The organism is Citrobacter sp. CK202 (genome assembly GCF_030333225.1).
Lineage (GTDB): Bacteria > Pseudomonadota > Gammaproteobacteria > Enterobacterales > Enterobacteriaceae > Citrobacter_B > Citrobacter_B koseri.
In genome coordinates this window covers 189574-214241 of the sequence record NZ_JAOWGI010000015.1, presented here as the reverse complement: position 1 = coordinate 214241, position 24668 = coordinate 189574, and the positions used below count along the sequence as shown (strand labels likewise).

24 protein-coding genes are annotated in these 24668 nt (G+C 53.7%); 13 read left to right on the top strand and 11 right to left on the bottom strand.

Annotated elements, in window-relative coordinates:
• Window positions 1-346 precede the first annotated feature (346 nt).
• Window positions 347-892, bottom strand: a complete 546-nt coding sequence (orn, locus tag OGX84_RS02260) for an oligoribonuclease (RefSeq protein ID WP_049011514.1) — start codon at window positions 890-892, stop codon at window positions 347-349.
• A 106-nt stretch (window positions 893-998) separates the two neighbouring features.
• Between orn and rsgA the strand changes: the two genes are divergently transcribed.
• The 3 genes from rsgA (at window position 999) to mscM (ending at window position 6454) form a co-directional block, all read left to right on the top strand.
• Complete coding sequence (gene rsgA, locus OGX84_RS02255; RefSeq protein WP_112001318.1) at window positions 999-2051, top strand: small ribosomal subunit biogenesis GTPase RsgA; 1053 nt, start codon at window positions 999-1001, stop codon at window positions 2049-2051.
• 91 nt (window positions 2052-2142) lie between these two features.
• On the top strand, window positions 2143-3111 hold the full coding sequence (asd, locus tag OGX84_RS02250; RefSeq protein WP_012134448.1) for an archaetidylserine decarboxylase: 969 nt from the start codon (window positions 2143-2145) through the stop codon (window positions 3109-3111).
• A gap of 16 nt (window positions 3112-3127) precedes the next feature.
• Entirely contained in the window at window positions 3128-6454 is a 3327-nt protein-coding gene (gene mscM, locus OGX84_RS02245) for a miniconductance mechanosensitive channel MscM (RefSeq protein WP_024130797.1), read from the top strand.
• A gap of 84 nt (window positions 6455-6538) precedes the next feature.
• Here mscM and yjeM read toward each other — a convergent pair whose 3' ends face one another.
• The gene (gene yjeM, locus OGX84_RS02240) at window positions 6539-8041 is read right to left on the bottom strand and encodes a glutamate/gamma-aminobutyrate family transporter YjeM (RefSeq protein WP_112001320.1); all 1503 of its coding nucleotides are present in this window, start codon (window positions 8039-8041) and stop codon (window positions 6539-6541) included.
• Between the two features lie 218 nt (window positions 8042-8259).
• A complete protein-coding gene (gene epmA / locus OGX84_RS02235; RefSeq protein WP_012134451.1) occupies window positions 8260-9237 on the bottom strand; it encodes an elongation factor P--(R)-beta-lysine ligase in 978 nt (325 codons plus the stop codon).
• Window positions 9238-9561: 324 nt separating this feature from the next.
• Between epmA and frdA the strand changes: the two genes are divergently transcribed.
• From frdA to OGX84_RS02210, 5 genes are all read left to right on the top strand, one after another.
• Window positions 9562-11346: a fumarate reductase (quinol) flavoprotein subunit gene (gene frdA, locus OGX84_RS02230; RefSeq protein ID WP_286457335.1), complete on the top strand. Its 1785-nt coding sequence runs from the start codon at window positions 9562-9564 to the stop codon at window positions 11344-11346.
• Window positions 11346-12080 carry a fumarate reductase iron-sulfur protein gene (gene frdB / locus OGX84_RS02225; RefSeq protein WP_104867865.1) on the top strand — a complete coding sequence of 245 codons (735 nt, stop codon included), beginning with the start codon at window positions 11346-11348 and terminating at the stop codon, window positions 12078-12080. Before frdA ends, frdB begins: the two co-directional genes overlap by 1 nt.
• 10 nt (window positions 12081-12090) lie before the next feature.
• Window positions 12091-12486, top strand: coding sequence for a fumarate reductase subunit FrdC (frdC, locus tag OGX84_RS02220; protein WP_012134454.1), 396 nt, complete (start codon window positions 12091-12093; stop codon window positions 12484-12486).
• Between the two features lie 10 nt (window positions 12487-12496).
• Window positions 12497-12856, top strand: coding sequence for a fumarate reductase subunit FrdD (gene frdD / locus OGX84_RS02215; RefSeq protein ID WP_012134455.1), 360 nt, complete (start codon window positions 12497-12499; stop codon window positions 12854-12856).
• Window positions 12857-12965: 109 nt separating this feature from the next.
• Window positions 12966-13499 (top strand): lipocalin family protein, encoded by a 534-nt coding sequence (locus OGX84_RS02210; RefSeq protein ID WP_047459488.1) that lies wholly within the window; start codon window positions 12966-12968, stop codon window positions 13497-13499.
• A 16-nt stretch (window positions 13500-13515) separates the two neighbouring features.
• Here OGX84_RS02210 and sugE read toward each other — a convergent pair whose 3' ends face one another.
• The gene (gene sugE, locus OGX84_RS02205) at window positions 13516-13833 is read right to left on the bottom strand and encodes a quaternary ammonium compound efflux SMR transporter SugE (protein WP_012134457.1); all 318 of its coding nucleotides are present in this window, start codon (window positions 13831-13833) and stop codon (window positions 13516-13518) included.
• A 255-nt stretch (window positions 13834-14088) separates the two neighbouring features.
• Between sugE and OGX84_RS02200 the strand changes: the two genes are divergently transcribed.
• Window positions 14089-14688: a LuxR C-terminal-related transcriptional regulator gene (locus OGX84_RS02200; RefSeq protein WP_047459490.1), complete on the top strand. Its 600-nt coding sequence runs from the start codon at window positions 14089-14091 to the stop codon at window positions 14686-14688.
• A gap of 30 nt (window positions 14689-14718) precedes the next feature.
• On the opposite strand, the gene ecnB is transcribed toward OGX84_RS02200, so the two are convergent.
• The 3 genes from ecnB to efp form a co-directional block, all read right to left on the bottom strand.
• Complete coding sequence (gene ecnB, locus OGX84_RS02195; RefSeq protein ID WP_024130801.1) at window positions 14719-14865, bottom strand: lipoprotein toxin entericidin B; 147 nt, start codon at window positions 14863-14865, stop codon at window positions 14719-14721.
• 108 nt (window positions 14866-14973) lie between these two features.
• A complete protein-coding gene (gene ecnA, locus OGX84_RS02190; protein ID WP_024130802.1) occupies window positions 14974-15108 on the bottom strand; it encodes a lipoprotein antitoxin entericidin A in 135 nt (44 codons plus the stop codon).
• Window positions 15109-15297: 189 nt separating this feature from the next.
• Entirely contained in the window at window positions 15298-15864 is a 567-nt protein-coding gene (efp, locus tag OGX84_RS02185) for an elongation factor P (protein ID WP_012134461.1), read from the bottom strand.
• Window positions 15865-15905: 41 nt separating this feature from the next.
• Between efp and epmB the strand changes: the two genes are divergently transcribed.
• A complete protein-coding gene (gene epmB, locus OGX84_RS02180) occupies window positions 15906-16934 on the top strand; it encodes an EF-P beta-lysylation protein EpmB (protein ID WP_112001321.1) in 1029 nt (342 codons plus the stop codon).
• 183 nt (window positions 16935-17117) lie between these two features.
• Window positions 17118-17981 carry a YjeJ family protein gene (locus OGX84_RS02175; protein ID WP_112001322.1) on the top strand — a complete coding sequence of 288 codons (864 nt, stop codon included), beginning with the start codon at window positions 17118-17120 and terminating at the stop codon, window positions 17979-17981.
• A gap of 178 nt (window positions 17982-18159) precedes the next feature.
• Here OGX84_RS02175 and OGX84_RS02170 read toward each other — a convergent pair whose 3' ends face one another.
• The 3 genes from OGX84_RS02170 to OGX84_RS02160 all read right to left on the bottom strand — a co-directional run bounded on the left by OGX84_RS02170 (window position 18160) and on the right by OGX84_RS02160 (window position 20755).
• Window positions 18160-18513: a DUF4156 domain-containing protein gene (locus OGX84_RS02170; RefSeq protein ID WP_024130803.1), complete on the bottom strand. Its 354-nt coding sequence runs from the start codon at window positions 18511-18513 to the stop codon at window positions 18160-18162.
• 258 nt (window positions 18514-18771) lie between these two features.
• Entirely contained in the window at window positions 18772-20418 is a 1647-nt protein-coding gene (groL, locus tag OGX84_RS02165; protein WP_012134466.1) for a chaperonin GroEL, read from the bottom strand.
• A 43-nt stretch (window positions 20419-20461) separates the two neighbouring features.
• Window positions 20462-20755, bottom strand: a complete 294-nt coding sequence (locus tag OGX84_RS02160) for a co-chaperone GroES (protein ID WP_000027827.1) — start codon at window positions 20753-20755, stop codon at window positions 20462-20464.
• A gap of 275 nt (window positions 20756-21030) precedes the next feature.
• Here OGX84_RS02160 and yjeH point away from each other — a divergent pair, with 275 nt between their 5' ends.
• Window positions 21031-22281 (top strand): L-methionine/branched-chain amino acid transporter, encoded by a 1251-nt coding sequence (gene yjeH, locus OGX84_RS02155; RefSeq protein ID WP_071257317.1) that lies wholly within the window; start codon window positions 21031-21033, stop codon window positions 22279-22281.
• Window positions 22282-22365: 84 nt separating this feature from the next.
• Here yjeH and OGX84_RS02150 read toward each other — a convergent pair whose 3' ends face one another.
• Window positions 22366-22839 carry an FxsA family protein gene (locus tag OGX84_RS02150; RefSeq protein WP_112001324.1) on the bottom strand — a complete coding sequence of 158 codons (474 nt, stop codon included), beginning with the start codon at window positions 22837-22839 and terminating at the stop codon, window positions 22366-22368.
• 338 nt (window positions 22840-23177) lie between these two features.
• Here OGX84_RS02150 and aspA point away from each other — a divergent pair, with 338 nt between their 5' ends.
• Window positions 23178-24614, top strand: a complete 1437-nt coding sequence (gene aspA, locus OGX84_RS02145; protein WP_024130804.1) for an aspartate ammonia-lyase — start codon at window positions 23178-23180, stop codon at window positions 24612-24614.
• The last annotated feature ends 54 nt before the right edge of the window (window positions 24615-24668 follow it).

Below are 24668 nucleotides of genomic sequence, written 5' to 3'. Positions count from 1 at the left end.
GGAAACGAGACTCGAACTCGCGACCCCGACCTTGGCAAGGTCGTGCTCTACCAACTGAGCTATTCCCGCTTAATCTTCGTTTTTCAGACTGTTATCTGAAATTCTGTGATTAAATTTGTTGCTGTCGTAATTCGCATTTCTGCGTCGTTACGGGAGGCGCATTATACGAGAAATCCTTTCTGCTGCAACCCCCTAAAACGCAATTTTTTCCGTTTTCGTTCTGAGTGTTGAATTTATCAGCAAAGCGTACAATTTAGCGCCAAATTCACCCCGCCGCAAGCACACCCGGCAGGCAAATCGTAAGCCGGATAAGACGCTTCGCTTCGCCATCCGGCAAATACGCCGTTTACAGCTTAATAAAATTCTCGCGGTAATAAGCCAGCTCCGCCACCGACTCGCGAATATCATCCATTGCCTGGTGCGTCCCCTGCTTGGTAAAACCGGCAAGGATTTCCGGCTTCCAGCGACGCGCCAGCTCTTTCAGCGTACTCACATCCAGATAGCGATAGTGGAAATAGGCTTCCAGTTCAGGCATGTACTTAAACAGAAAACGGCGATCCTGGCCGATGCTGTTGCCACAAATCGGTGATTTACCTGCCGGAACCCACTCTTTTAAAAATTCAATGGTCGCCAGTTCTGCGGCGCGATCGTCAAACGTGCTGGCTTTTACCCGATCCACCAGACCACTTCCGGTATGGGTACGCACGTTCCAGTCATCCATTAACGCCAGCTGTTCAGCAGACTGATGCACCGCAATCGTCGGCCCTTCCGCCAGGATATTCAGGTTGGCATCGGTCACCAGCGTCGCGATCTCAATAATGCGATCGCGCTCGGGATCCAGGCCGGTCATCTCAAGATCTATCCAAATGAGGTTGTTTTCATTGGCACTCATGCTATTTTCCACCCTTCAGAGGTCACAGTCAGTGTGACTATATTCATCTAAAATAGCGTGTATCATAGATGTTTTGCCCATTGCGGGCGACCAGGAGCCAGTACGATTGAGTAAAAATAAACTCTCCAAAGGCCAACAGCGCCGCGTGAAAGCCAATCACCAGCGTCGTCTAAAAACGTCCACGGAGAAGGCAGACTTCGATGACAACCTGTTCGGCGAGACCGCTGAAGGTATCGTCATCAGCCGCTTTGGCATGCATGCCGACGTAGAATCCGCCGATGGCGAGATTCACCGCTGCAACATCCGTCGCACGATCCGTTCGCTGGTCACCGGCGATCGCGTCGTCTGGCGTCCGGGTAAAGCGGCGGCTGAAGGCGTTAACGTCAAAGGGATCGTCGAAGCCGTACACGAACGCACCTCCGTGCTAACGCGCCCGGATTTCTACGACGGCGTGAAGCCTATTGCCGCCAATATCAACCAAATCGTCATTGTCTCCGCCATTTTGCCGGAGCTGTCGCTCAATATTATCGACCGCTACCTGGTGGCCTGCGAAACGTTGCAGGTTGAACCGATAATCGTGCTCAATAAAATCGATCTGCTGGATGACGAAGGGATGGACTTCGTTAACGAGCAGATGGATATCTATCGCGGCATCGGCTATCGCGTGTTGATGGTATCCAGCCATACGCAAGATGGCCTCAAACCATTAGAAGAGGCGCTAACCGGCCGCATCAGCATCTTTGCCGGGCAGTCTGGCGTTGGAAAATCGAGCCTGTTGAACGCCCTTCTGGGCCTACAGGAAGCGATCCTCACCAATGATGTGTCGGATAACTCCGGTCTGGGGCAGCACACCACGACCGCCGCGCGCCTGTATCACTTCCCGCACGGCGGCGATGTGATTGACTCCCCTGGGGTACGCGAATTTGGCCTCTGGCATCTCGAACCGGAACAAATCACCCACGGATTTGTCGAATTTCATGACTACCTGGGCCATTGCAAATATCGCGACTGCAAGCATGATACCGACCCAGGTTGCGCCATCCGTGAAGCGGTAGAAGACGGTAAAATTGCAGAAACCCGTTTCGAAAATTATCACCGCATTCTGGAAAGCATGGCACAGGTAAAAACACGTAAAAACTTTTCTGATATGGACGACTGACAACTACGCTAAGCATCGCTAGAATCGTCCCCTTTTTTCAGGATGCCGGCGTCAATGCCGGTTCAGGAACAACAATGGCCTGGAGGCTACCTTGTTAAACTCATTTAAACTTTCGCTACAATACATTCTGCCGAAACTATGGCTCACTCGCCTGGCGGGCTGGGGCGCGAGAAAACGAGCGGGCTGGCTGACCAAACTGGTTATCGATCTGTTCGTGAAATACTACAAGGTCGATATGAAAGAGGCGCAGAAGCCGGATACCGCCAGCTATCGCACCTTTAACGATTTCTTTGTTCGTCCGCTGCGTGACGACGTCCGTCCGGTGAATACCGATCCAAACGTACTGGTAATGCCGGCTGACGGCGTGATCAGCCAGTCAGGTAAAATCGAAGAAGATAAAATCCTGCAAGCGAAAGGTCACAACTACAGCCTGGAAGCGCTGCTGGCAGGTAACTACCTGATGGCGGACCTGTTCCGCAACGGCTCGTTTGTCACCACCTACCTCTCTCCGCGCGACTACCACCGCGTACACATGCCGTGCAACGGTATCCTGCGCGAGATGATCTACGTACCGGGCGATCTGTTCTCGGTGAATCACCTGACCGCGCAAAACGTGCCAAACCTGTTTGCCCGTAACGAACGCGTGATCTGCCTGTTTGACACGGAGTTTGGCCCAATGGCGCAAATTCTGGTCGGGGCGACCATTGTCGGCAGCATCGAAACCGTCTGGGCGGGAACCATTACGCCGCCGCGTGAAGGCGTGATCAAACGCTGGACATGGCCGGAAGGGGAAAGCGAAGGGTCCGTGGCGCTGTTGAAAGGTCAGGAGATGGGCCGTTTCAAACTGGGTTCAACCGTGATCAACCTGTTTGCGCCGGGTAAAGTCACGCTGGCTGAACAGCTGCAAAGCCTGTCAGTGACCAAAATCGGTCAGCCGCTGGCCGTTTCTACCGAACTCTTCGTGACCCCTGAAGCGGAACCCGCGCCGCTGCCGGAAGAAGAGATCAACGCCGAACACGACGCCAGCCCGCTGGTTGACGACAAGAAAGACGAAAGTTAAATAAAGGATCGCTGCTGTGCGCCTGATTATCACTTTTCTGATGGCCTGGTGCCTCAGCCTGGGGGCGTACGCTGCGACGGCCCCCGACGCCAAACTGATTGCCCAGGAACTGGAGCAGGCTAAAGCGGCAAAACCCGCTCAGCCAGAGGCCGTAGAGGCCCTCCAGTCCGCGCTGAACGCGCTTGAGGAACGAAAAGGTTCTCTTGAGCGCGCCGAACAATATCAGCAGGTCATCGACAATTTCCCTAAGCTGTCCGCGACGCTACGCGCACAGCTCAATAACTTGCGCGATGAACCGCGCAGCGTGCCGCCAGGCATGTCCACCGATGCGCTAAGCCAGGAGATCCTCCAGGTCAGCAGCCAGTTGCTGGATAAAAGCCGTCAGGCCCAGCAGGAGCGAGAGCGCGCCCGTGAAATCGCCGATTCGTTAAGCCAGCTTCCACAACAGCAAACGGATGCCCGTCGCCAGTTAAATGAGATTGAGCGGCGCATTGGCACCGCCAGCGGCAACTCCCCGCTCAACCAGGCGCAAAATCTGAGTATGCAGGCCGAATCCGCCAGACTCAAAGCGCAGGTTGATGAGCTGGAACTGGCGCAGCTTTCGGCGAATAACCGTCAGGAACTGGCGCGAATGCGCTCCGAACTGGCGGAAAAACAGAGCCAACAGCTGGATGCCTGGTTACAGGCATTACGCAATCAATTAAACAGCCAGCGCCAACGAGAAGCAGAGCGAGCGCTGGAAAGCACCGAACTGCTGGCGGAAAACAGCGCTGACCTGCCGCCGGGCATTATCGAACAGTTCAAGGTGAACCGCGAGCTGTCGCAGGCGCTTAACCAGCAGGCGCAACGCATGGATCTGGTGGCCTCACAGCAACGCCAGGCCACCAGCCAGACGCTACAGGTTCGTCAGGCCCTGAACACCCTGCGGGAACAGTCGCAGTGGTTAGGCGTATCGAATATGCTGGGGGAAGCCCTGCGCGCGCAGGTATCGCGTCTCCCGGAAATGCCCAAGCCGCAGCAGTTAGATACCGAAATGGCGCAGCTGCGCGTACACCGTATGCGCTACGAAGATCTGCTCAACAAACAACCGCAACTGCGTCAGATTCGCCAGGCCGACGGTCAAACGCTGACCTCTGAGCAGAGCCGCATTCTTGACGCCCAACTGCGTACCCAACGCGAGCTGCTGAATTCACTGTTGCAGGGCGGTGATACGCTGATCCTCGAACTCACCAAGCTGAAAGTGTCCAATAGTCAACTGGAAGACGCGCTGAAAGAGGTCAACGAAGCCACTCACCGTTACCTGTTCTGGACGTCTGACGTGAGTCCGATGTCGCTCTCGTGGCCTATCAGCCTCGTTCAGGATCTGCGTCGACTGATCTCACTGGATACGTTCAATCAGCTCGGCAAAGCCAGCATCATGATGCTTACCAGCAAGGAGACGTTGCTGCCGCTGTTTGGCGCGCTGGTGCTGGTTGGTTTTAGTCTCTATTCGCGCAAACATTTCACCCGTTTTCTGGAGCGTTCATCCTCCCGCGTCGGGAAAGTCACGCAGGATCACTTCTGGCTGACGCTGCGCACCGTGTTCTGGTCTATTCTGGTCGCCTCCCCGCTGCCCGTACTGTGGGCCACGCTGGGCTATGGGTTGCAGGAGGCATGGCCTTATCCTCTGGCCGTCGCCATCGGCGACGGGGTGACAGCAACGGTTCCGCTGCTGTGGGTCGTCATGATTTGCGCCACCTTTGCCCGCCCTAACGGTCTGTTTGTGGCGCATTTTGGCTGGCCCCGAAACCGTGTCGCGCGCGCCATGCGCTATTACCTGATGAGCATCGGGCTGATTGTCCCGCTCATTATGGCGCTGATTATGTTTGATAATCTTAACGATCGGGAGTTCTCCGCGTCGCTGGGGCGTCTCTGCTTCATCCTGATTTGCGGCGCGCTCGCGATTGTCACGCTGAGTCTGAAGCGCGCCGGTATCCCGCTGTACCTCGATAAAGAGGGCAGCGGCGACAATATGGTCAACAGTATGCTCTGGAACCTGCTGATGGGCGCGCCGCTCATTGCGATCCTTGCGGCCGCTGTCGGCTATCTGGCCACCGCGCAGGCGCTGCTGGCGCGACTGGAGACCTCCGTTGCCATCTGGTTCCTGCTGCTGGTTATCTATCACGTCATTCGCCGCTGGATGCTGATTCAGCGTCGCCGTCTGGCGTTCGATCGCGCTAAGCATCGCCGGGCCGAAATGCTGGCGCAACGTGCGCGCGGCGAAGAAGAACCCGCCCACTCCACCAGCCTCGAAGGGGCCGTCGAAGTGGATGAAAGCGAAGTGGATCTCGACGCCATCAGCGCCCAGTCGCTGCGCCTGGTACGTTCTATCCTGATGCTTATCGCCCTGCTGTCGGTCATTGTGCTGTGGTCGGAAATCCATTCCGCCTTTGGCTTCCTGGAGAATATCTCGCTGTGGGATGTCACCTCCACGGTGCAAGGGGTTGAAAGTCTGGAGCCGATTACGCTGGGCGCGGTGTTGATTGCGATCCTGGTGTTTATCATCACCACGCAACTGGTGCGTAACCTGCCCGCACTGCTGGAGCTGGCGCTCTTGCAGCATCTGGATCTGACGCCCGGCACCGGCTACGCCATCACCACCATCACCAAGTATCTGTTGATGCTGATTGGCGGGCTGGTCGGTTTCTCGATGATTGGCATTGAATGGTCGAAGTTACAATGGCTGGTCGCCGCGCTCGGTGTCGGTCTGGGCTTTGGTTTACAGGAGATCTTCGCCAACTTTATTTCCGGCTTAATCATCCTGTTCGAAAAGCCGATTCGTATTGGCGATACGGTGACCATTCGCGACCTTACCGGCAGCGTGACCAAAATCAACACCCGCGCCACCACCATCAGCGACTGGGACCGTAAAGAGATTATCGTGCCGAACAAAGCGTTCATCACCGAGCAGTTTATCAACTGGTCGCTGTCGGATTCGGTAACGCGTGTGGTGCTGACCATCCCGGCGCCGTCAGACGCTAATAGCGAAGAGGTGACGCAAATTCTGCTGACTGCGGCGCACCGCTGTTCACTGGTGATCGACAACCCGGCGCCGGAAGTATTCCTGGTTGACCTGCAACAGGGGATTCAGATCTTCGAACTGCGTATCTATGCCGCAGAGATGGGGCACCGTATGCCGTTGCGCCATGAAATCCACCAGTTGATTCTGGCGGGCTTCCATGAGCACGGTATCGATATGCCATTCCCGCCGTTCCAGATGCGCCTGGAAAGCCTGAATGGCAGGCAGACTGGAAGAACGCTGACATCCGCCGCCAGGAAAAGTCGCCCGGCGGGAAGTTTGTAAGCCGTAATAATGCCGGATGGCGGCTTCGCCTTATCCGGCCTACAGAACAGCAATGAACGCGTAGGCCGGGTAACGGCAAAAAGATTACTCCACCGCCCACTGGGGCTGGTTTGCCATCCGGCGGCTGTAGTTCTGATAAATCGCCATCGCTAACAGCGAGAAGAATATCGGGCCACCGGTCATCCACAGCGTGCTATTCCAGTCCCCGGCTTCAATCACCGGCTGAATGATGGTAAACACATTCGCAAACGTCACCACCAGCACGACCACGCCCGTTGCCAGCATCGTTGAAACATGGGTTTTGAAGATCACAAATGGCCGTTCCAGGCCTTCGCGAGACTTAAAGAACGGGAAGGCCAGCGCGAGGAACAGGTACGGCAACGTCATCGACACGTTCGCCATCAGCGTCAGTTTGTTGTAGAACGCCGACGCGGTATCACCGCCAAAAGAGACCAGCAGAATAAACAGACTCACCAGCAGACACTGCATCCACATTGCGGTGGCTGGCATACCTGCCGCGTTCAGCGTCGTCATCGGCGCAGGCCACAGCGCTTTTGGCGTTCCCTGGATAATGGCCTTCAATGGCGAGTAGCTCAGCGTAAAGAACGCGCCGGTATAGGCAAGGAACATGGAGAGGCCAGTGATACGCGCAAACCAGACGCCGGTCGCCATTGCCGCTTCCGGCGACAGATGCAGCGCGTTACCCAACGTCATCCCTAGGCTTTTCATCAGAATATAGGTGATATTTCCGAGGTTAACGGAGCCATTACTTAATACCTGTTGCCAGTTGGTGCTAACGCCCCATAAAAATATCGCCAGCGAATAACCAACGGAAATAACAATTGCCGCAAAAACAATTCCTTTCGCAAAGTTCTTTTCCGGCTTTTCTGTTTTATCCACCAGGCCGCCTACCGCTTCAATTCCGCCGTAGGCAAAAATAGCGAAAACAACAAATGAGAGCATGGCCAGGCCGGATTGATATCCGGGATTGGGCGAGGAGACAAAATTAATATTTTCCGCAAAATGCCCACCATTTAATAACAAAATAGCGACACTCACTAACAACAAAACTAAATTAAGACACATCACGGCAATCCCCCCTACTGCCGTAATACGCGCAATTTTATTAATTCCCTTTGATGCGATACAGGTCACCAGAATCATCCAGCCGACGGCGAGCAGACCAACAACCTGCGTCGGTTCAAGCCCGGCGATCCGCCAGTGCTGCGTCATATCTGCACCAAACAAGAACGTAGAGAAAGGCACCCAGACTTTCGCCGCAGTACTCACCATCCAGATAACATAGGAGGAGAACCACATAAAAGTGCCGATAAACGCATAACGCGGGCCAACGCTATTATTCATCCACGAATAGATTCCGCCCTCTTCTTTTCGATAAGCAGAACCCATTTCAGCCATCATTAAGGCAAATGGAATAAAGAATAATAATGCAGAAAAGATATACCACGGGATCGCGCTATACCCCATTAAATAAAACGCCGACGGGCTATTGGCAAAACCAAAAACGGACGTAAATATCATCAGGATGAGGCCAGCCAGGCTCATCTTCTTTATTGTCTGGTTCATGAAACCATCCCTTACTCTGGGCACGTTGGCTAAACGGCGCTCACCGGTTTGCACTGCCCCCTTGCAGAGGTCAGCAATAAAAATCAACACAGAATTGATACCTGAATGGTATCAAACATCCAGACTTATATTGTGGCTATAAGAGGGGAATTGAAAAAATGTGCTACAAAATGGCGCTCATTGCGCCATTTTGTTTCGCAAAAGAGGGGTTTTCAGATTTATGCCCGATCAACGGTAAAAGCGATAACCTCAGCGAGGCTTTCCGCCCCCAGCGCCAGCATCACCAGACGATCCACGCCCAGCGCCACGCCGGAACAGTCAGGCATCCCCACCTTCAGCGCCTCCAGCAGGTTGTTATCGATAGGCTGCTGCGGTAAGCCTCGCGCGGCGCGCTTACGGTTATCCTGCTCGAAGCGTTGTTGCTGCTCGCGCGCATCCGTCAGTTCGTGGAAACCATTCGCCAGCTCAATACCTTTGAAGTAAACCTCGAAGCGTTCAGCCACCCGATGGTCTTCAGTGCTGATTTGCGCCAGCGATGCCTGGCTTGCCGGAAAATGGTACACAAACGTCGGCTTCTCTTTGCCAATGTGCGGTTCCACGCCCATAGTAAACAGCAGTTGCAGCAGCGTATCGCGATCTTCTTCGGTATCCGCGATATTGCTTAAATCCAGCTTCGCCGCCGCTTCACGCAGTTGAGTTTTATCCGCAGACAGCGGATCAATCTCCAGATGGCGCTGAAACACCTGCTGGTAAGAAAGACTCTCCGCAGGTTGACATTCCAGCACCTGTTGCAGCAGGTCGTCCACTTCGTTCATCAAACGGTACATGTCGTAGTGGGGACGATACCACTCCAGCATGGTGAATTCCGGGTTGTGATGACGCCCCATCTCTTCGTTGCGAAAGCTACGGCACAGCTGGAAAACCGGGCCGCATCCCGCCACCAGCAGGCGTTTCATGTGGTATTCCGGGCTGGTCATCAGATAAAGGTTCATGCCCTGAGAGTGGCCAGGGCCGACGAAACGCGTTTCGAACGGGAACAGATGAATGTCCGTTACCGTCGCCTGGCTCATGCAGGGCGTCTCAACCTCCAGCACTCCACGATCGGCAAAGAAACGACGGATCTCCGTCATAATTGCCGCACGTTTTAACAGGTTAGGAATGGACGCGCTCGGCTGCCAGGTTGCCGTTTCGCTCATGGTACTTTCTCCGATTTAAGACAAGGGCACGAAGTCTACTCGTAACACGCCAGTGAAACAAATTTTGTGCGGGAATAATGCGCTCCGCCGGAAAAGTAAAAAAAGTGAAGCCAGGTGGTTTAGTAATTAAATTAATCAGAATCAATGATAAATCGACCCGTTGATGCGCTAAAAAAATCGAACACGTCAAATTTCCCTCACATCCGTAAGACTATACTGTTGTACCTATAAAGGAGCAGTGGAAACGCGTTCGCAACCCGCATCAATCAGGAGTTCAATCTGATGGTGTACGGGGACGAAATAACAACAATCTGGAGGAATGTCGTGCAAACCTTTCAAGCCGATCTTGCCATTATAGGCGCCGGTGGCGCGGGATTACGTGCTGCAATAGCTGCCGCGCAGGCGAATCCTAACGCTAAAATCGCACTGATCTCAAAAGTGTACCCGATGCGCAGCCACACCGTTGCTGCCGAAGGGGGTTCAGCCGCTGTCGCCCAGGATCATGACAGCTTTGACTACCATTTCCACGATACGGTAGCGGGCGGAGACTGGCTGTGTGAACAGGATGTCGTGGATTACTTTGTCCACCATTGTCCAACTGAAATGACGCAACTTGAGCAATGGGGTTGCCCGTGGAGCCGTCGCCCGGACGGCAGCGTCAACGTACGTCGTTTCGGCGGTATGAAAATTGAGCGTACCTGGTTTGCCGCGGATAAAACCGGCTTCCATATGCTGCATACCCTGTTCCAGACCTCTTTGCAGTTCCCACAAATCCAACGCTTTGATGAACACTTCGTCCTGGATATCCTGGTCGATGACGGTCATGCCCGTGGCCTCGTGGCCATGAACATGATGGAAGGCACGCTTGTGCAGATCCGCGCCAACGCGGTGGTGATGGCTACCGGCGGCGCAGGCCGCGTGTATCGCTACAACACCAACGGCGGCATCGTGACCGGCGACGGTATGGGCATGGCGCTGGGCCACGGCGTACCGCTGCGCGATATGGAATTCGTTCAGTATCACCCGACCGGTCTGCCGGGTTCCGGTATCCTGATGACCGAAGGCTGCCGTGGTGAAGGCGGTATTCTGGTCAACAAAAACGGCTACCGCTATTTGCAGGATTACGGCATGGGCCCGGAAACGCCGCTTGGCGAGCCGAAAAACAAATACATGGAACTGGGGCCGCGAGACAAAGTGTCTCAGGCGTTCTGGCACGAATGGCGCAAAGGCAACACCATTTCCACGCCGCGTGGCGATGTGGTTTACCTCGACCTGCGTCATCTGGGCGAGAAAAAACTGCTCGAACGTTTACCGTTCATCTGCGAACTGGCGAAAGCCTACGTGGGTGTCGATCCGGTTAAAGAGCCGATTCCGGTTCGTCCGACCGCGCACTACACCATGGGCGGCATCGAAACCGATCAGAATTGCGAAACCCGCATTAAAGGTCTGTTTGCCGTTGGCGAGTGCTCCTCTGTGGGTCTGCACGGCGCTAACCGTCTGGGTTCTAACTCTCTGGCGGAACTGGTGGTCTTTGGCCGTCTGGCGGGCGAACAAGCAATGGAACGCGCCTCAACCGCAGGCACGGCTAACGACGCCGCGCTTGATGCGCAGGTTGCGGGCGTTGAACAACGTCTGAAAGACCTCGTTAACCAGGAAGGCAACGAGAACTGGGCGAAAATCCGCGATGAAATGGGCCTGTCGATGGAAGAAGGTTGCGGTATCTACCGTACGCCGGAACTCATGCAGAAAACCGTGGATAAGCTGGCGGAGTTGCAGGAACGCTTCAAGCGTGTTCGTATCACCGATACCTCCAGCGTATTCAACACCGACCTGCTGTACACCATCGAGCTGGGTCATGGTCTGAACGTAGCGGAATGTATGGCGCACTCCGCGCTGGCACGTAAAGAATCACGCGGCGCTCACCAGCGTCTGGACGAAGGCTGCACCGAGCGTGACGACGTCAACTTCCTCAAACATACCCTCGCCTTCCGCGATGTTGATGGCACAACTCGCCTGGAATACAGCGACGTGAAAATCACCACTCTGCCACCGGCAAAACGTGTGTATGGCGCTGAAGCGGAAGCCGCCGATAAGAAGGAGAAGGCGTAATGGCTGAGATGAAAAACCTGAAAATTGAGGTGGTGCGCTATAACCCGGAAACCGACACCGCGCCGCACAGTGCTTTCTACGAAGTGCCTTACGATGAAGCGACGTCGCTGCTGGATGCGTTAGGCTACATCAAAGATAACCTGGCGCCGGACCTGAGCTACCGCTGGTCCTGCCGTATGGCGATCTGCGGTTCTTGCGGCATGATGGTCAACAACGTGCCAAAACTGGCGTGCAAAACCTTCCTGCGTGATTACACCAAGGGTATGAAGGTTGAAGCCCTGGGGAACTTCCCGATCGAACGCGATCTGGTCGTCGATATGACGCACTTTATCGAGAGCCTGGAAGCGATCAAGCCGTACATCATCGGCAACCCGCGTACGCCGGATCAGGGGCCAAACACCCAGACCCCGGCGCAGATGGCGAAGTATCACCAGTTCTCCGGTTGCATCAACTGTGGTCTGTGCTACGCCGCGTGCCCGCAATTCGGCCTGAACCCTGAGTTCATCGGCCCGGCTGCGATCACGCTGGCGCATCGTTATAACGAAGACAGCCGCGACCACGGTAAGAAGGAGCGTATGGCGCAGTTAAACGGTCAGAACGGCGTATGGACCTGTACCTTCGTGGGCTACTGCTCCGAAGTCTGTCCGAAACACGTCGATCCGGCTGCGGCCATTCAGCAGGGTAAAGTAGAAAGTTCGAAAGACTTTCTTATCGCCACCCTGAAACCACGCTAAGGAGTGCAACATGACGACTAAACGCAAAGCCTATGTGCGGCCAATGACGTCCACCTGGTGGAAAAAACTGCCGTTTTATCGCTTTTACATGCTGCGCGAAGGCACGGCGGTTCCGGCAGTCTGGTTCAGCATTGAACTGATTTTCGGCCTGTTTGCCCTCAAACATGGCGCGGAATCCTGGATGGGCTTCGTTGGCTTCCTGCAAAACCCGGTAGTGGTGATCTTAAACCTGATCGCCCTGGCGGCAGCCTTGCTGCACACCAAAACCTGGTTTGAGCTGGCGCCAAAAGCCGCCAACATCATTGTTAAAGACGAAAAAATGGGGCCAGAGCCGATCATTAAAGGTCTCTGGGTTGTTACTGCGGTTGTCACCGTAGTCATACTGTATGTTGCCCTGTACTGGTAAGGAGTCCGGGATGATTAATCCAAATCCAAAACGCTCTGACGAACCCGTATTCTGGGGCCTGTTCGGTGCAGGTGGTATGTGGGGCGCGATTATTGCGCCGGTAATGGTTCTGTTGGTGGGTATTCTGCTGCCGCTGGGACTTTTCCCGGGCGATGCGCTGAGCTATGAACGCGTACTGGCGTTCGCCCAGAGCTTCATTGGCCGCGCGTTCCTGTTCCTGATGATCGTCCTGCCGCTGTGGTGCGGTTTACACCGTATGCACCATGCGATGCATGACCTGAAAATCCATGTGCCAAGCGGAAAATGGGTATTCTACGGTCTGGCGGCGATTCTGACCGTTGTCACGGCAATCGGCATCCTCACAATCTAAGCCATACGCCCTCTTATCTGCGCGATAAGAGGGCGCTTTTTTATTTCCCCTTCTCCCTTATTTTTCCCGCCAGGTTCTACACTTAGAAAAAACCGCTAAGGAAAATCCCATGCGCCTGCTGCCTGTCGTTGCCGCCGTTACCGCTGCGTTTCTGGTCGTTGCGTGTAGCACGCCTGTCCCGCCCAGGGGCGTTACCGTTGTCACTGACTTTGATGCCAGACGCTACATGGGCACCTGGTATGAAATCGCGCGTTTCGATCACCGCTTTGAAAGCGGTCTTGAAAAAGTGACGACAACCTACAGTCTGCGGGATGACGGTGGCCTGAACGTCCTCAACAAAGGCTACAACCCGGACAGGGGCATGTGGCAGAAAACAGAAGGGAAAGCCTGGTTTACGGGCGACCCCAGCCGCGCCGCGCTGAAGGTATCGTTCTTCGGCCCCTTCTACGGCGGGTATAACGTCATTGCGATCGACAGAGAGTACCGCCATGCGCTGGTGTGCGGCCCGGATCGCGACTACCTGTGGATACTCTCACGCACGCCGACACTCTCTGAAGAGATGAAGCAGCAGATGCTGGCCGTCGCGACCCGGGAAGGGTTTGATGTCAGTAAATTAATCTGGGTAAAACAACCCGGCGCTTAACGCTTTTCCCGGAGGATTAGTGAGCGCTGAGCTTCAGCCCAATAATCCCCGCTACGATCAGCGCAAGGCTCGCCAGACGCGCAGGACTGGCGGATTCGCCAAGCAGCAAAATGCCGGTGATGGCAGCCCCTACCGCGCCGATGCCCGTCCAGACCGCGTATGCCGTGCCAACCGGTAAGGTTTTCATCGCCCATGACAACAGCGCCATACTGACAATCATCGCCGCAATGGTAATGACGCTGGGCGTCAGGCGACTGAATCCGTGAGTATATTTCAGGCCGACCGCCCAAACGACTTCAAGCAGACCCGCAATGAACAAAATTATCCAGGACATATCTGGCTCCAGAAAAATGGGGCCGTCCCCGGTGAAAGATACATTTGCAGGTCGTCCTGCAAAGCAGAGGTGTGAGAAAGCATTTTTGCCTGCGAAAAAATCAAATTCAACCCTTTTATTTTCCGCCGTTGCAAAAGCATGAATTGGGCGCAATTCGCAGCGCAGTTCACGCATTCGACGCTCATCGGACTTCTCTATGATGAGACGCTTTCTGAAGTCAGGAAGCCATCGCCTACTTCTGGATGCGGAAAGTTTATGTTAAAAATTTTAGTGATTGACCGCTGCCATTTCACCCGCACGGGGATAGAGGCCTGGCTTAATCATTCTGGCTTATTTGATTCTTCGTTCCTGGTATCAGGGTTGAATAACTTGCTACTGGCAAAAGAGCATATTTCCCAGTGGAAACCTCATCTGGTTATCGCTGACTTATATAGTTTTTTCAACTACAGCCACTCTTTTAAGCCAGCAGAGCCGCTCCTGATGGCCTGCGGAGCCACACCTTTAATTTTGCTGCAATCAGGCGGCGGACAGTACCAGGCCGATAGCGACCCGCTGTATCAGGTCCATGCCGTAGTATCGAAACAGGCCACGCTGCATGAGCTATCGCGGAATATTCAGGACGTGCTGCTTGCCCAGTCTGTTACTGACACGCCAAAAACCGCCACGCCGCTGCTTACGCCGCAGGAGGAAAAGGTGCTGACAATGTGGATGGAAGGTGCGGGAAACAACGCAATCGCGGCTGCGCTCGGTATTCACGGCAAAACGGTCTACACCTACAAACGCAATATCCGCATGAAATTGCATATGGATAATCGCTACTCGCCGTTTTTATCCTTACCGGAGCAAATCAATTAACGGTACGACGCCACGCCGTACCGTTCACATTTATTGCTGGGCTCTGGTCGCGGCGCCTGAAATGGCGCTGCCGCCTTCAGAGATATCCTGCCCAACGCCGCGTGTTGTATTACACGCAGTTAGCACGGAAGAAAGCACCAAAACAGAAAAGATCGCTGCAATTGTTTTCTTAACCATAACGTCTTCCTTTTCTAGCCAATGTTGTTTGTGTATAGCCACTTAAGCATAGACAAGATCCCGCAATGTGACGGGCGTTCGACGATTTTTTAAGACACCTGGAAGTAATTAGCTGGCAGCGTGAGAGATAGAATTGCCGAGATGTTTGATGTCTTCACCAAAGCCACGCGCGGTATTACACCCCGTCAGCAACGCGCCGGTGAAAAGAATGAGTGCTACAAGACTGATAAGACGTTTCATCATTCCTGCCCTGGAAAAGGTATGGCGCAGCTCAATGCCGCACCATAAATTCAACTTAGCAAATTGCTGACAAACTCCACGTCTGTTTTACCGGATGGCGGTAATACCCATGCGTCACGCAGTCGCCGTAGACCCGATAAACTTGCGCCATCGGGCATTTCAGACGTTGTCATCAATCTTAATGTCAGCGTCTTATTTAACGCGGGATACGTATTCGCCAGAGCGCGTATCCACTTTGATCACTTCGCCAATCTGGACGAACAGCGGAACTTTAACCACTGCGCCAGTAGACAGCGTAGCCGGTTTGCCGCCAGTACCTGCGGTATCGCCTTTCAGGCCTGGATCGGTATCTACGATTTCCAGTTCAACAAAGTTCGGCGGGGTCACGGTGATCGGCTGGCCGTTCCACAGGGTCACGATGCACTCAGCCTGATCCAGCAGCCATTTCGCGCTGTCGCCGATCGCTTTGGCGTCAGCAGACAGTTGTTCGAACGTTTCGTTGTTCATGAAGTGCCAGAACTCACCGTCGTTGTACAGGTAAGTCAGGTTCATATCGACAACATCAGCACCTTCAGCAGAGTCGGTGGATTTGAAGGTTTTCTCTACACGAGTGCCGGTCAGCAGGCGGCGCAGTTTAACGCGTGCGAATGCCTGGCCTTTACCCGGTTTAACGAATTCACTGGCTTCAACCGCATAAGGTTCGCCGTCCAACATGATTTTAAGACCAGCACGAAAATCGTTGCTATAGTACGTTGCCATAAGGCCCTCTGAAAATTGTTAACTGGTAGCTAAGCCACAAAATGGCGCATATTGTAACCCTAAATACCCCATCCAGAGAAGATTGGTTAGCGCAACTTGCCGATGTTGTGACCAATCCCGATGAACTACTGCATCTTTTGAATATAGACGCAGATGAAAAACTGTTGGCCGGACGCGACGCCAAACGCCTGTTCGCCCTGCGCGTACCGCGATCTTTCATCGCGCGTATGGAAAAAGGCAATCCCAACGATCCGCTTCTGCGTCAAGTATTTACCTCGCAGGACGAATTCGTAACCGCCCCCGGTTTTTCCACCGACCCGCTGGAAGAGCAGCACAGCGTCGTGCCCGGATTACTGCACAAATACCGCAACCGCGCGTTGCTGCTGGTAAAAGGCGGATGCGCGGTAAATTGCCGCTACTGCTTCCGTCGCCACTTCCCGTATGCGGATAATCAGGGCAACAAACGCAACTGGCAGGTCGCGCTGGACTACATCGCCGCACACCCTGAGCTGGATGAGATCATCTTCTCCGGCGGCGATCCTTTGATGGCGAAAGATCACGAACTGGACTGGTTGCTTACGCAACTGGAAACGATCCCGCACATCAAACGGCTGCGTATCCACAGTCGTTTGCCGATCGTGATCCCCGCGCGCATTACGGATGGGCTGGCAGCCCGCTTTGCGCGCTCTTCTCTGCAAATTCTGCTGGTGAACCACATCAACCACGCCAACGAAATTGACGACACGTTCCGTCAGGCCATGACGACGCTGCGCAACGCGGGCGTTACCCTGCTCAACCAGAGCGTACTGCTACGCGGGGTGAACGATAACGCGCAAACGCTGGCAAACCTCAGCAATGCGCTGTTTGACGCCGGCGTCATGCCCTACTACCTGCATGTGCTGGATAAAGTTCAGGGCGCAGCGCATTTCATGGTGAGCGACGATGAAGCGCGGCAAATTATGCGTGAACTGCTGACGCGGGTATCCGGTTATATGGTGCCCAGACTGGCGCGTGAAATTGGCGGGGAGCCGAGCAAAACACCATTAGATTTGCAGTTACGCCAGCAATAATTGTTCAAACGAGTGTCCGGTTTCGGACACTCGCCCTTAAAATCGCTTATTTGAATCCGTTCATATAGCGCGACGCTTTCCATATTATGTTATTTTAATAACATAACACACTGAATATATTTCAAAATTATATATTGATTCAAATTAAGTTACCTGATTAATAATTGGTTAGGGAGAACCTTTATGGCGATGAGTATCAAAGGCGTTAATACAGGCGTTATTCGCAAAGCGAATGAGTTTATTGCGCTGGCATTAAAAATAAAAGAACCGAGGAATAAGGAGTCGTTGTTTTTCCTGACGGCGCTGGAATTAAGAGATCTGCTGATCGCTCTGGAAAGCCGGCTGCACCAGAAGCATCACCTGTCCCCCAACGCTCGCCAACAATATGAAAAAGCACGGGATAGAGTCAGTAAAAAAATGCTTGAGAGTATTCCGACCATTCAGGAAGAGGAACTCAAAAACGCAGATATTAATCGCCGGGTGAATACATTAACGCTGGTAGACGACCAGAGCGAAAACGTCATGCTTTCTTTTACGCTGCATGACGGTAAAACATGCGAGCTGATAATTAATGAATTACAGATTGACGTTCTGGTGCGCGCAATTATTCGCGCTATAGATAATGCCGGTATGCGTGAGCTGGTGCTGCGTATTACATCACTACTGGATTTTCTGCCATTATATGATGCCGACTGTCTGGATAACGGTAATCTGGAATATGACGCCTACGCGCAACCTGAATGGAAGCACAATCTCTTCAGCCATTATCTGGCGGTGCTCTATCGTTATACCGATGAGACAGGTAAAACACATTTTAGCGGCGCCGTGGTGAAAAACCGCACCCCTTCTGGCAGCAAAGAGGCAGAGGCCATTTCACGCCGACTGCTTGATTTCAGCCCACGGCTGAAGAAGCTGGCCGGGAAACCGTGCCAGGTGTTTGTCAGAACGCTAACCGCTGATAAGACGCACAAACTCACTCAGGAGCAGTGCCTGCGCGCGTTGCATCATTTACGCGTTCAGTCGGTTGAGAAAGCGAAAAACGCCTGATGGCGCTGCGCTTATCCGGCCTACGACCACATGCGCCTGTATAGACCACTGTATTACACAAAATCATTCAACCTGCATCGCAGCGGCAAGCGAAGAAATCCCCAGCAGCACAGATAACTATGTGACTGGGGTTTCACAGCGCAGCCAACAAAGAGGCAGGTTGAAGAATGAAGTGTAATCAGTTAGGGCACTTATAAACCTGACCGTTCATTTCACTGGCGGTCGGGACAAAGCTGGACAACATTCCCTGCGTTGGGCTGCTGACGCCATAAATCACATTTCCGCCCATTGCCGCAGCCTGGTTACGCAGGTCGTTCGCTGCACCACGCATAGAGCCGCCCTCTTCACCGTGCTGACCAGAAAGCCAGTTGCTTTGCTTACCGGTCGCAGTGCCGATCAACTGGCACTCTGCGCCAGGCTTGTCTTCCACAAAACGCACACTTTGCCCGGCAGCGGTCAGTTGGTTGCTGGAGCTACAACCCGCCATCAGCAGCGCAGCACCGACGATCCCTGCTAAATATTTTACGTGCATGTTATTCCCCATAATCAATGAGCTGGACGCCACTCACGTCGTCCATGTCTGAATCTTATACTAAAAAGATGACCAAAAGAAAAACCCCCGAACATTTCTGCCCGGGGGTTTCTAAATTCTGGGAGATGAGCCCCCAAATCATTCTGGTTGCAGGGAGGCGGCCAGTTTGTTAATCCCCAGAAGCTTACTCAAGTAAGTGACTGGGGTTAGCAAACGCAGCCAACGCATCTGCGGCCTGAAGGATGCAGGGTGTGGCAATTACATCATGCCGCCCATTCCACCCATACCGCCCATGCCGCCGGCTGCGCCTAAGTCAGGAGCATCGCCTTTCGGCAGGTCAGTTACCATGCACTCGGTAGTGATCATCAGACCAGCCACGGATGCCGCGTACTGCAAAGCAGAACGGGTTACTTTGGTCGGGTCCAGGATACCCATATCGATCATGTTGCCGTATTCTTCGGTTGCTGCGTTGTAACCGTAGTTGCCGTCGCCGCTTTTAACGGTGTTAGCCACAACAGACGGTTCTTCGCCGCAATTCAGCACGATCTGACGCAGCGGGGATTCCATTGCGCGCAGCGCAACTTTGATACCCACGTTCTGGTCTTCGTTCTGGCCTTTGAGTTCCGCAATTTTAGACGCGACGCGAATCAGCGCAACGCCACCACCGGCAACTACGCCTTCTTCAACCGCAGCACGGGTCGCGTGCAGGGCATCTTCAACGCGTGCTTTTTTCTCTTTCATTTCAACTTCGGTCGCAGCGCCAACTTTGATAACCGCAACACCGCCTGCCAGTTTCGCTACGCGCTCTTGCAGTTTTTCACGGTCGTAATCGGAAGTGGCTTCTTCGATCTGCTGACGGATCTGAGTGACACGGCCCTGGATCGCAGACTCTTCACCCACGCCATCAATGATGGTGGTGGTGTCTTTGTTGATCACAACGCGTTTTGCCTGACCCAGGTCTTCCAGGGTAGATTTTTCCAGCTCCATACCGATCTCTTCAGAGATAACGGTACCACCGGTCAGGGTTGCGATATCTTGCAGCATCGCTTTACGACGATCACCGAAGCCCGGCGCTTTAACCGCCGCCACTTTCACGATGCCGCGCATGGTGTTAACCACCAGCGTAGCCAGCGCTTCGCCTTCCACATCTTCAGCGATGATCAGCAGCGGTTTGCCTGCTTTCGCAACGGCTTCCAGAACCGGCAGCATTTCGCGGATGTTAGAGATTTTCTTATCAGCCAGCAGGATGAACGGGCTTTCCAGTTCTACTGCGCCAGTTTCCGGCTTGTTGATGAAGTAAGGAGACAGGTAGCCACGGTCGAACTGCATACCTTCAACCACGTCCAGCTCATCCTGCAAACCAGTACCGTCTTCAACGGTGATCACGCCTTCTTTACCGACTTTGTCCATCGCTTCAGCGATCAGTTTACCTACGGTTTCGTCGGAGTTAGCGGAGATAGTACCAACCTGAGCAATGGCTTTAGAATCAGAGCACGGTACGGACAGGGTTTTCAGTTCTTCAACCGCAGCAGCAACCGCTTTGTCGATACCACGTTTCAGATCCATCGGGTTCATGCCCGCAGCAACGGCTTTCAGACCTTCAGTGATGATGGACTGAGCCAGTACGGTCGCGGTGGTGGTGCCGTCGCCTGCCGCGTCGTTCGCTTTAGAGGCAACTTCTTTCACCATCTGCGCGCCCATGTTTTCGAACTTGTCTTCCAGCTCGATTTCACGCGCTACGGAAACACCATCTTTCGTGATGGTCGGCGCACCGAAAGATTTATCCAGAACCACGTTACGGCCTTTCGGACCGAGGGTCACTTTCACTGCGTCTGCCAGTACGTTTACGCCGCGCAGCATTTTCACACGAGCGTCGTTACCGAATTTTACGTCTTTAGCTGCCATTTTCTCTTTCCCTTAAATTCGTATGTTCAGTGTCGTTCGCGGATTACGCTTCAACAATTGCCAGAATGTCGCTTTCAGACATGATCAACACTTCTTCATTGTCGATCTTCTCAGATTTCACACCATAGCCATCGTTGAAAATAACGATGTCGCCAACCTTAACGTCCAGCGGCTGCACAGTACCGTTATCCAGGATGCGACCCTTACCGACAGCGATGATTTCGCCACGCGTTGATTTACCCGCTGCGGAACCGGTCAGAACAATGCCGCCAGCAGATTTGGATTCAACTTCTTTACGTTTGACGATCACACGATCATGTAACGGACGAATACTCATTGATAGCTCTCCTTTGAGAAAGTCTTTATCAGTTATGGGTGACGCCGGCCCGTGAACGGTTTCCCGGCTAGTGACCAGAGAGATGGGGATGGGTTTTTGCCCCTTCAAGGGGGCAGATGAAAAAAAATTCTTATCAGCAGAAAATCGCGCGAAAACGGTAGGTCACCTCACATTTCATAACGATTTAAGGCGGCCCGTCATAAGTAAATCCGATTGTGTTACCATCGAAAATCTGCGCAGTTGCCCAAAAATTGGGCGTAACCGGATAGTGACTCATGAGTGGACTAAAACAAGAGCTGGGACTGGCTCAGGGCGTGGGCCTGTTGTCGACATCACTGTTAGGAACCGGCGTCTTTGCCGTCCCGGCGCTGGCCGCGCTGGTGGCGGGCAATAACAGCCTGTGGGCCTGGCCTGCGCTCATCGTTTTAGTCTTTCCTGTGGCGATTGTTTTTGCCATCCTGGGACGTCATTTCCCCAGTGCGGGCGGCGTGGCGCATTTTGTCGGGATGGCGTTTGGTTCGCGAATGGCGCGCGTCACCGGATGGCTGTTCCTGTCGGTCATCCCCGTCGGCCTGCCGGCGGCGCTGCATATCGCCGCCGGGTTCGGTCAGGCGATGTTTGGCTGGCACGGCTGGCAGCTTTTACTGGCGGAATTCGGCACGCTGGCGCTGGTGTGGTTCATTGGCTCTCGCGGCGCCAGTTCCAGCGCCAACCTGCAAACGATCATTGCCGGGCTGATTGTGGCGCTGATTGTCGCCATCTGGTGGGCGGGCGATCTCAAGCCGAACAAAATTCCGTTCCCTGCCCCTGCGGATATTGAGCTGCCCGCCTTGTTCGCCGCGCTGTCGGTTATGTTCTGGTGCTTTGTCGGCCTTGAAGCGTTCGCCCATCTGGCATCGGAATTTAAAAACCCTGAACGCGATTTCCCGCGCGCGCTGATGATCGGCCTGCTGCTGGCTGGCTCCGTTTATTGGGCGTGTACGGTGGCGGTTCTGCATTTTGACGCCTACGGCGCGCAAATGGCGGCGGCAGCGTCGCTCCCTGACATCGTCGTGCGATTGTTTGGCGTACAGGCGCTGTGGGTCGCCTGCATTATTGGTTATCTGGCCTGCTTCGCCAGCCTGAATATCTATATCCAGAGTTTCGCCCGCCTTGTCTGGTCACAGGCGCAGGACAGGCCAGATCATTACCTGGCGCGCCTTTCTGCCCGCCGCGTTCCCCGCAATGCGCTGAACGCCGTACTGGGCTGTTGCGTACTCAGCACATTGTGCATTTACATCCTTGAGATCAATCTCGACGCGCTGATCGTCTATGCCAACGGCATTTTCATTATGATCTACTTGCTGTGTATGCTGGCCGGGTGTCGGTTGCTGGCAGGACGCTATCGCGCGCTGGCGGTGACTGGCGCTCTGCTGTGTCTGTTATTGCTGGCGATGGTGGGATGGAAGTGTCTGTACGCGCTGATTATGCTGACAGCGCTGTGGCTGTTTTTACCCCGCAGGTTGGCTAAGCGTCAGCAGTTGTAGGCCCGGTAAGCATAGCGCCACCGGGCATTTATGCCGGATGGCGCCGCTGAAGCGGTTTATCCGGCCTACGGTTCAACGTTTGATTTAATCCTTGCGGTCGTCTTTATGATCTAAACGGTCACGCTCGTCATCTTTACGCTGAAACTCACCGTCAAACGTCTCGCCGCCCGTTCCGGCGCTAAAACCACCGCCGGGCATACGGGAAAAACGCAAATGCGGCAGCAACTTCATGGTCAGGTGTTTCTGCACGGGCGGCAATAAAAGAAGCAGCCCCAGGAAGTCGGTGAAGAAGCCGGGCAGCACCAGCAGCAGGCCCGCGATGATCAGCGACACGCTCTTGATCATCTCCGCCGCCGGACTTTCGCCAGCCGCCATTTTCTGCTGCATCAACAAAAAGTTCTTGAAACCCTGGTTTCGCACCAGCGACATACCAATGACCGAGGTGAAAATCACCAGGATCAGCGTCATCAGGACGCCCAGCACATGGGCGACCTGGATAAAAATAGAAATCTCAATGTAAACATAGAGAAAGATGGCAATAAACGGTATCCAGCGCAAAGGACTCTCCTGTAAATGACAGCCGTTTTCATCACGTCTGTCTGATATGGGTGCGCGATTCGCATGCGTCAGATGTTGAGACGGTTAGCAAAATTTCAAGCTGTTTGTACACTTATTTTTAGTGGTAATCCCAAAGCGGTGACCTATTTCACAAAATAATAAATAAGGGGTAACTTCCCACACTTTAAGTGATCCAGGTTACGGTAGAAATCCTGAAGCAGAATATGATCTCGAGTATCAGACCGATGCAGGGGATAATCGTCGGTCAGGAAACATTCGAAACCACATATATCCTGTGTGTTTATGTAATTATTGGCAGCTTGAAAAAGAAGGTTCACATGTTAAACAACATTCGTATCGAAGAAGATTTGTTGGGTACCAGGGAAGTTCCAGCGGATGCCTACTATGGTGTTCACACTCTGAGAGCGATTGAAAACTTCTACATTAGCAATAACAAAATCAGCGATATCCCTGAATTTGTACGCGGTATGGTAATGGTAAAAAAGGCAGCGGCCCTGGCCAACAAAGAGCTGCAAACCATCCCTAAAAGTGTGGCCAACGCCATCATTGCCGCATGTGATGAAGTCCTGAATAACGGCAAATGCATGGACCAGTTCCCGGTAGACGTTTACCAGGGCGGTGCAGGTACTTCCGTCAACATGAACACCAACGAAGTGCTGGCCAATATCGGGCTGGAACTGATGGGTCATCAGAAAGGTGAATATCAGTACCTGAACCCGAACGACCATGTGAATAAATGTCAGTCCACCAACGACGCCTATCCAACCGGTTTCCGTGTTGCCGTTTACGCGTCTATCGTCAAACTCATTGATGCAATCAATCAGTTGCGTGAAGGCTTCGAGCGTAAAGCCGTTGAGTTCCAGGACATCCTGAAAATGGGCCGTACCCAGTTGCAGGATGCTGTACCAATGACCCTCGGCCAGGAATTCCGCGCTTTCAGCGTACTGCTGAAAGAAGAAGTGAAAAGCATTGAACGTACTGCTGAGCTGCTGCTGGAAGTTAACCTCGGCGCGACGGCAATCGGTACTGGCCTGAACACCCCGAAAGAATACTCTCCGCTGGCGGTGCAGAAACTGGCTGAAGTCACTGGCTTTGCCTGCGTACCGGCAGAAGACCTGATTGAGGCAACGTCCGACTGCGGCGCTTATGTCATGGTACACAGCGCGCTGAAACGCCTGGCTGTGAAGATGTCTAAAATCTGTAACGACCTGCGTTTGCTCTCCTCAGGCCCACGCGCGGGTCTGAACGAGATCAACCTGCCAGAACTACAGGCGGGCTCTTCTATCATGCCAGCGAAAGTAAACCCGGTAGTACCGGAAGTTGTTAACCAGGTATGCTTCAAAGTCATCGGTAACGACACCACCGTAACGATGGCAGCCGAAGCAGGCCAGTTGCAGCTGAACGTAATGGAGCCGGTTATCGGCCAGGCGATGTTCGAATCTATCCACATTCTGAGCAATGCCTGCTACAACCTGCTGGAAAAATGCATTAACGGCATTACCGCAAACAAAGAAGTGTGCGAAGGATACGTTTATAACTCCATCGGCATCGTCACCTACCTCAACCCGTTCATCGGCCACCACAACGGCGACATCGTTGGTAAGATTTGCGCCGAGACCGGTAAGAGCGTCCGTGAAGTGGTGCTGGAGCGCGGCCTGTTGACTGAAGCAGAGCTGGACGATATTTTCTCCGCACAGAACCTGATGCACCCGGCTTACAAAGCAAAACGTTATACTGATGAAAGCGAACAGTAATCGTACAGGGTAGTAACACAGGAGGCACGTCAGATGACGTGCCTTTTTTCTTGT

What these genes read in the sequence shown, in the direction of transcription:
- OGX84_RS02160 (WP_000027827.1), bottom strand. Translation starts at nt 20,755, where the DNA reads ATGAGTATTCGTCCGTTACATGATCGTGTGATCGTCAAACGTAAAGAA.
- frdD (WP_012134455.1), top strand. Translation starts at nt 12,497, where the DNA reads ATGATTAATCCAAATCCAAAACGCTCTGACGAACCCGTATTCTGGGGC.
- frdC (WP_012134454.1), top strand. Translation starts at nt 12,091, where the DNA reads ATGACGACTAAACGCAAAGCCTATGTGCGGCCAATGACGTCCACCTGG.
- ecnB (WP_024130801.1), bottom strand. Translation starts at nt 14,865, where the DNA reads ATGGTTAAGAAAACAATTGCAGCGATCTTTTCTGTTTTGGTGCTTTCT.
- groL (WP_012134466.1), bottom strand. Translation starts at nt 20,418, where the DNA reads ATGGCAGCTAAAGACGTAAAATTCGGTAACGACGCTCGTGTGAAAATG.
- efp (WP_012134461.1), bottom strand. Translation starts at nt 15,864, where the DNA reads ATGGCAACGTACTATAGCAACGATTTTCGTGCTGGTCTTAAAATCATG.
- ecnA (WP_024130802.1), bottom strand. Translation starts at nt 15,108, where the DNA reads ATGATGAAACGTCTTATCAGTCTTGTAGCACTCATTCTTTTCACCGGC.
- epmA (WP_012134451.1), bottom strand. Translation starts at nt 9,237, where the DNA reads ATGAGCGAAACGGCAACCTGGCAGCCGAGCGCGTCCATTCCTAACCTG.
- OGX84_RS02175 (WP_112001322.1), top strand. Translation starts at nt 17,118, where the DNA reads ATGGCGATGAGTATCAAAGGCGTTAATACAGGCGTTATTCGCAAAGCG.
- OGX84_RS02200 (WP_047459490.1), top strand. Translation starts at nt 14,089, where the DNA reads ATGTTAAAAATTTTAGTGATTGACCGCTGCCATTTCACCCGCACGGGG.
- yjeM (WP_112001320.1), bottom strand. Translation starts at nt 8,041, where the DNA reads ATGAACCAGACAATAAAGAAGATGAGCCTGGCTGGCCTCATCCTGATG.
- OGX84_RS02170 (WP_024130803.1), bottom strand. Translation starts at nt 18,513, where the DNA reads ATGCACGTAAAATATTTAGCAGGGATCGTCGGTGCTGCGCTGCTGATG.
- orn (WP_049011514.1), bottom strand. Translation starts at nt 892, where the DNA reads ATGAGTGCCAATGAAAACAACCTCATTTGGATAGATCTTGAGATGACC.
- frdB (WP_104867865.1), top strand. Translation starts at nt 11,346, where the DNA reads ATGGCTGAGATGAAAAACCTGAAAATTGAGGTGGTGCGCTATAACCCG.
- aspA (WP_024130804.1), top strand. Translation starts at nt 23,178, where the DNA reads ATGTTAAACAACATTCGTATCGAAGAAGATTTGTTGGGTACCAGGGAA.
- OGX84_RS02210 (WP_047459488.1), top strand. Translation starts at nt 12,966, where the DNA reads ATGCGCCTGCTGCCTGTCGTTGCCGCCGTTACCGCTGCGTTTCTGGTC.
- yjeH (WP_071257317.1), top strand. Translation starts at nt 21,031, where the DNA reads ATGAGTGGACTAAAACAAGAGCTGGGACTGGCTCAGGGCGTGGGCCTG.
- epmB (WP_112001321.1), top strand. Translation starts at nt 15,906, where the DNA reads ATGGCGCATATTGTAACCCTAAATACCCCATCCAGAGAAGATTGGTTA.
- sugE (WP_012134457.1), bottom strand. Translation starts at nt 13,833, where the DNA reads ATGTCCTGGATAATTTTGTTCATTGCGGGTCTGCTTGAAGTCGTTTGG.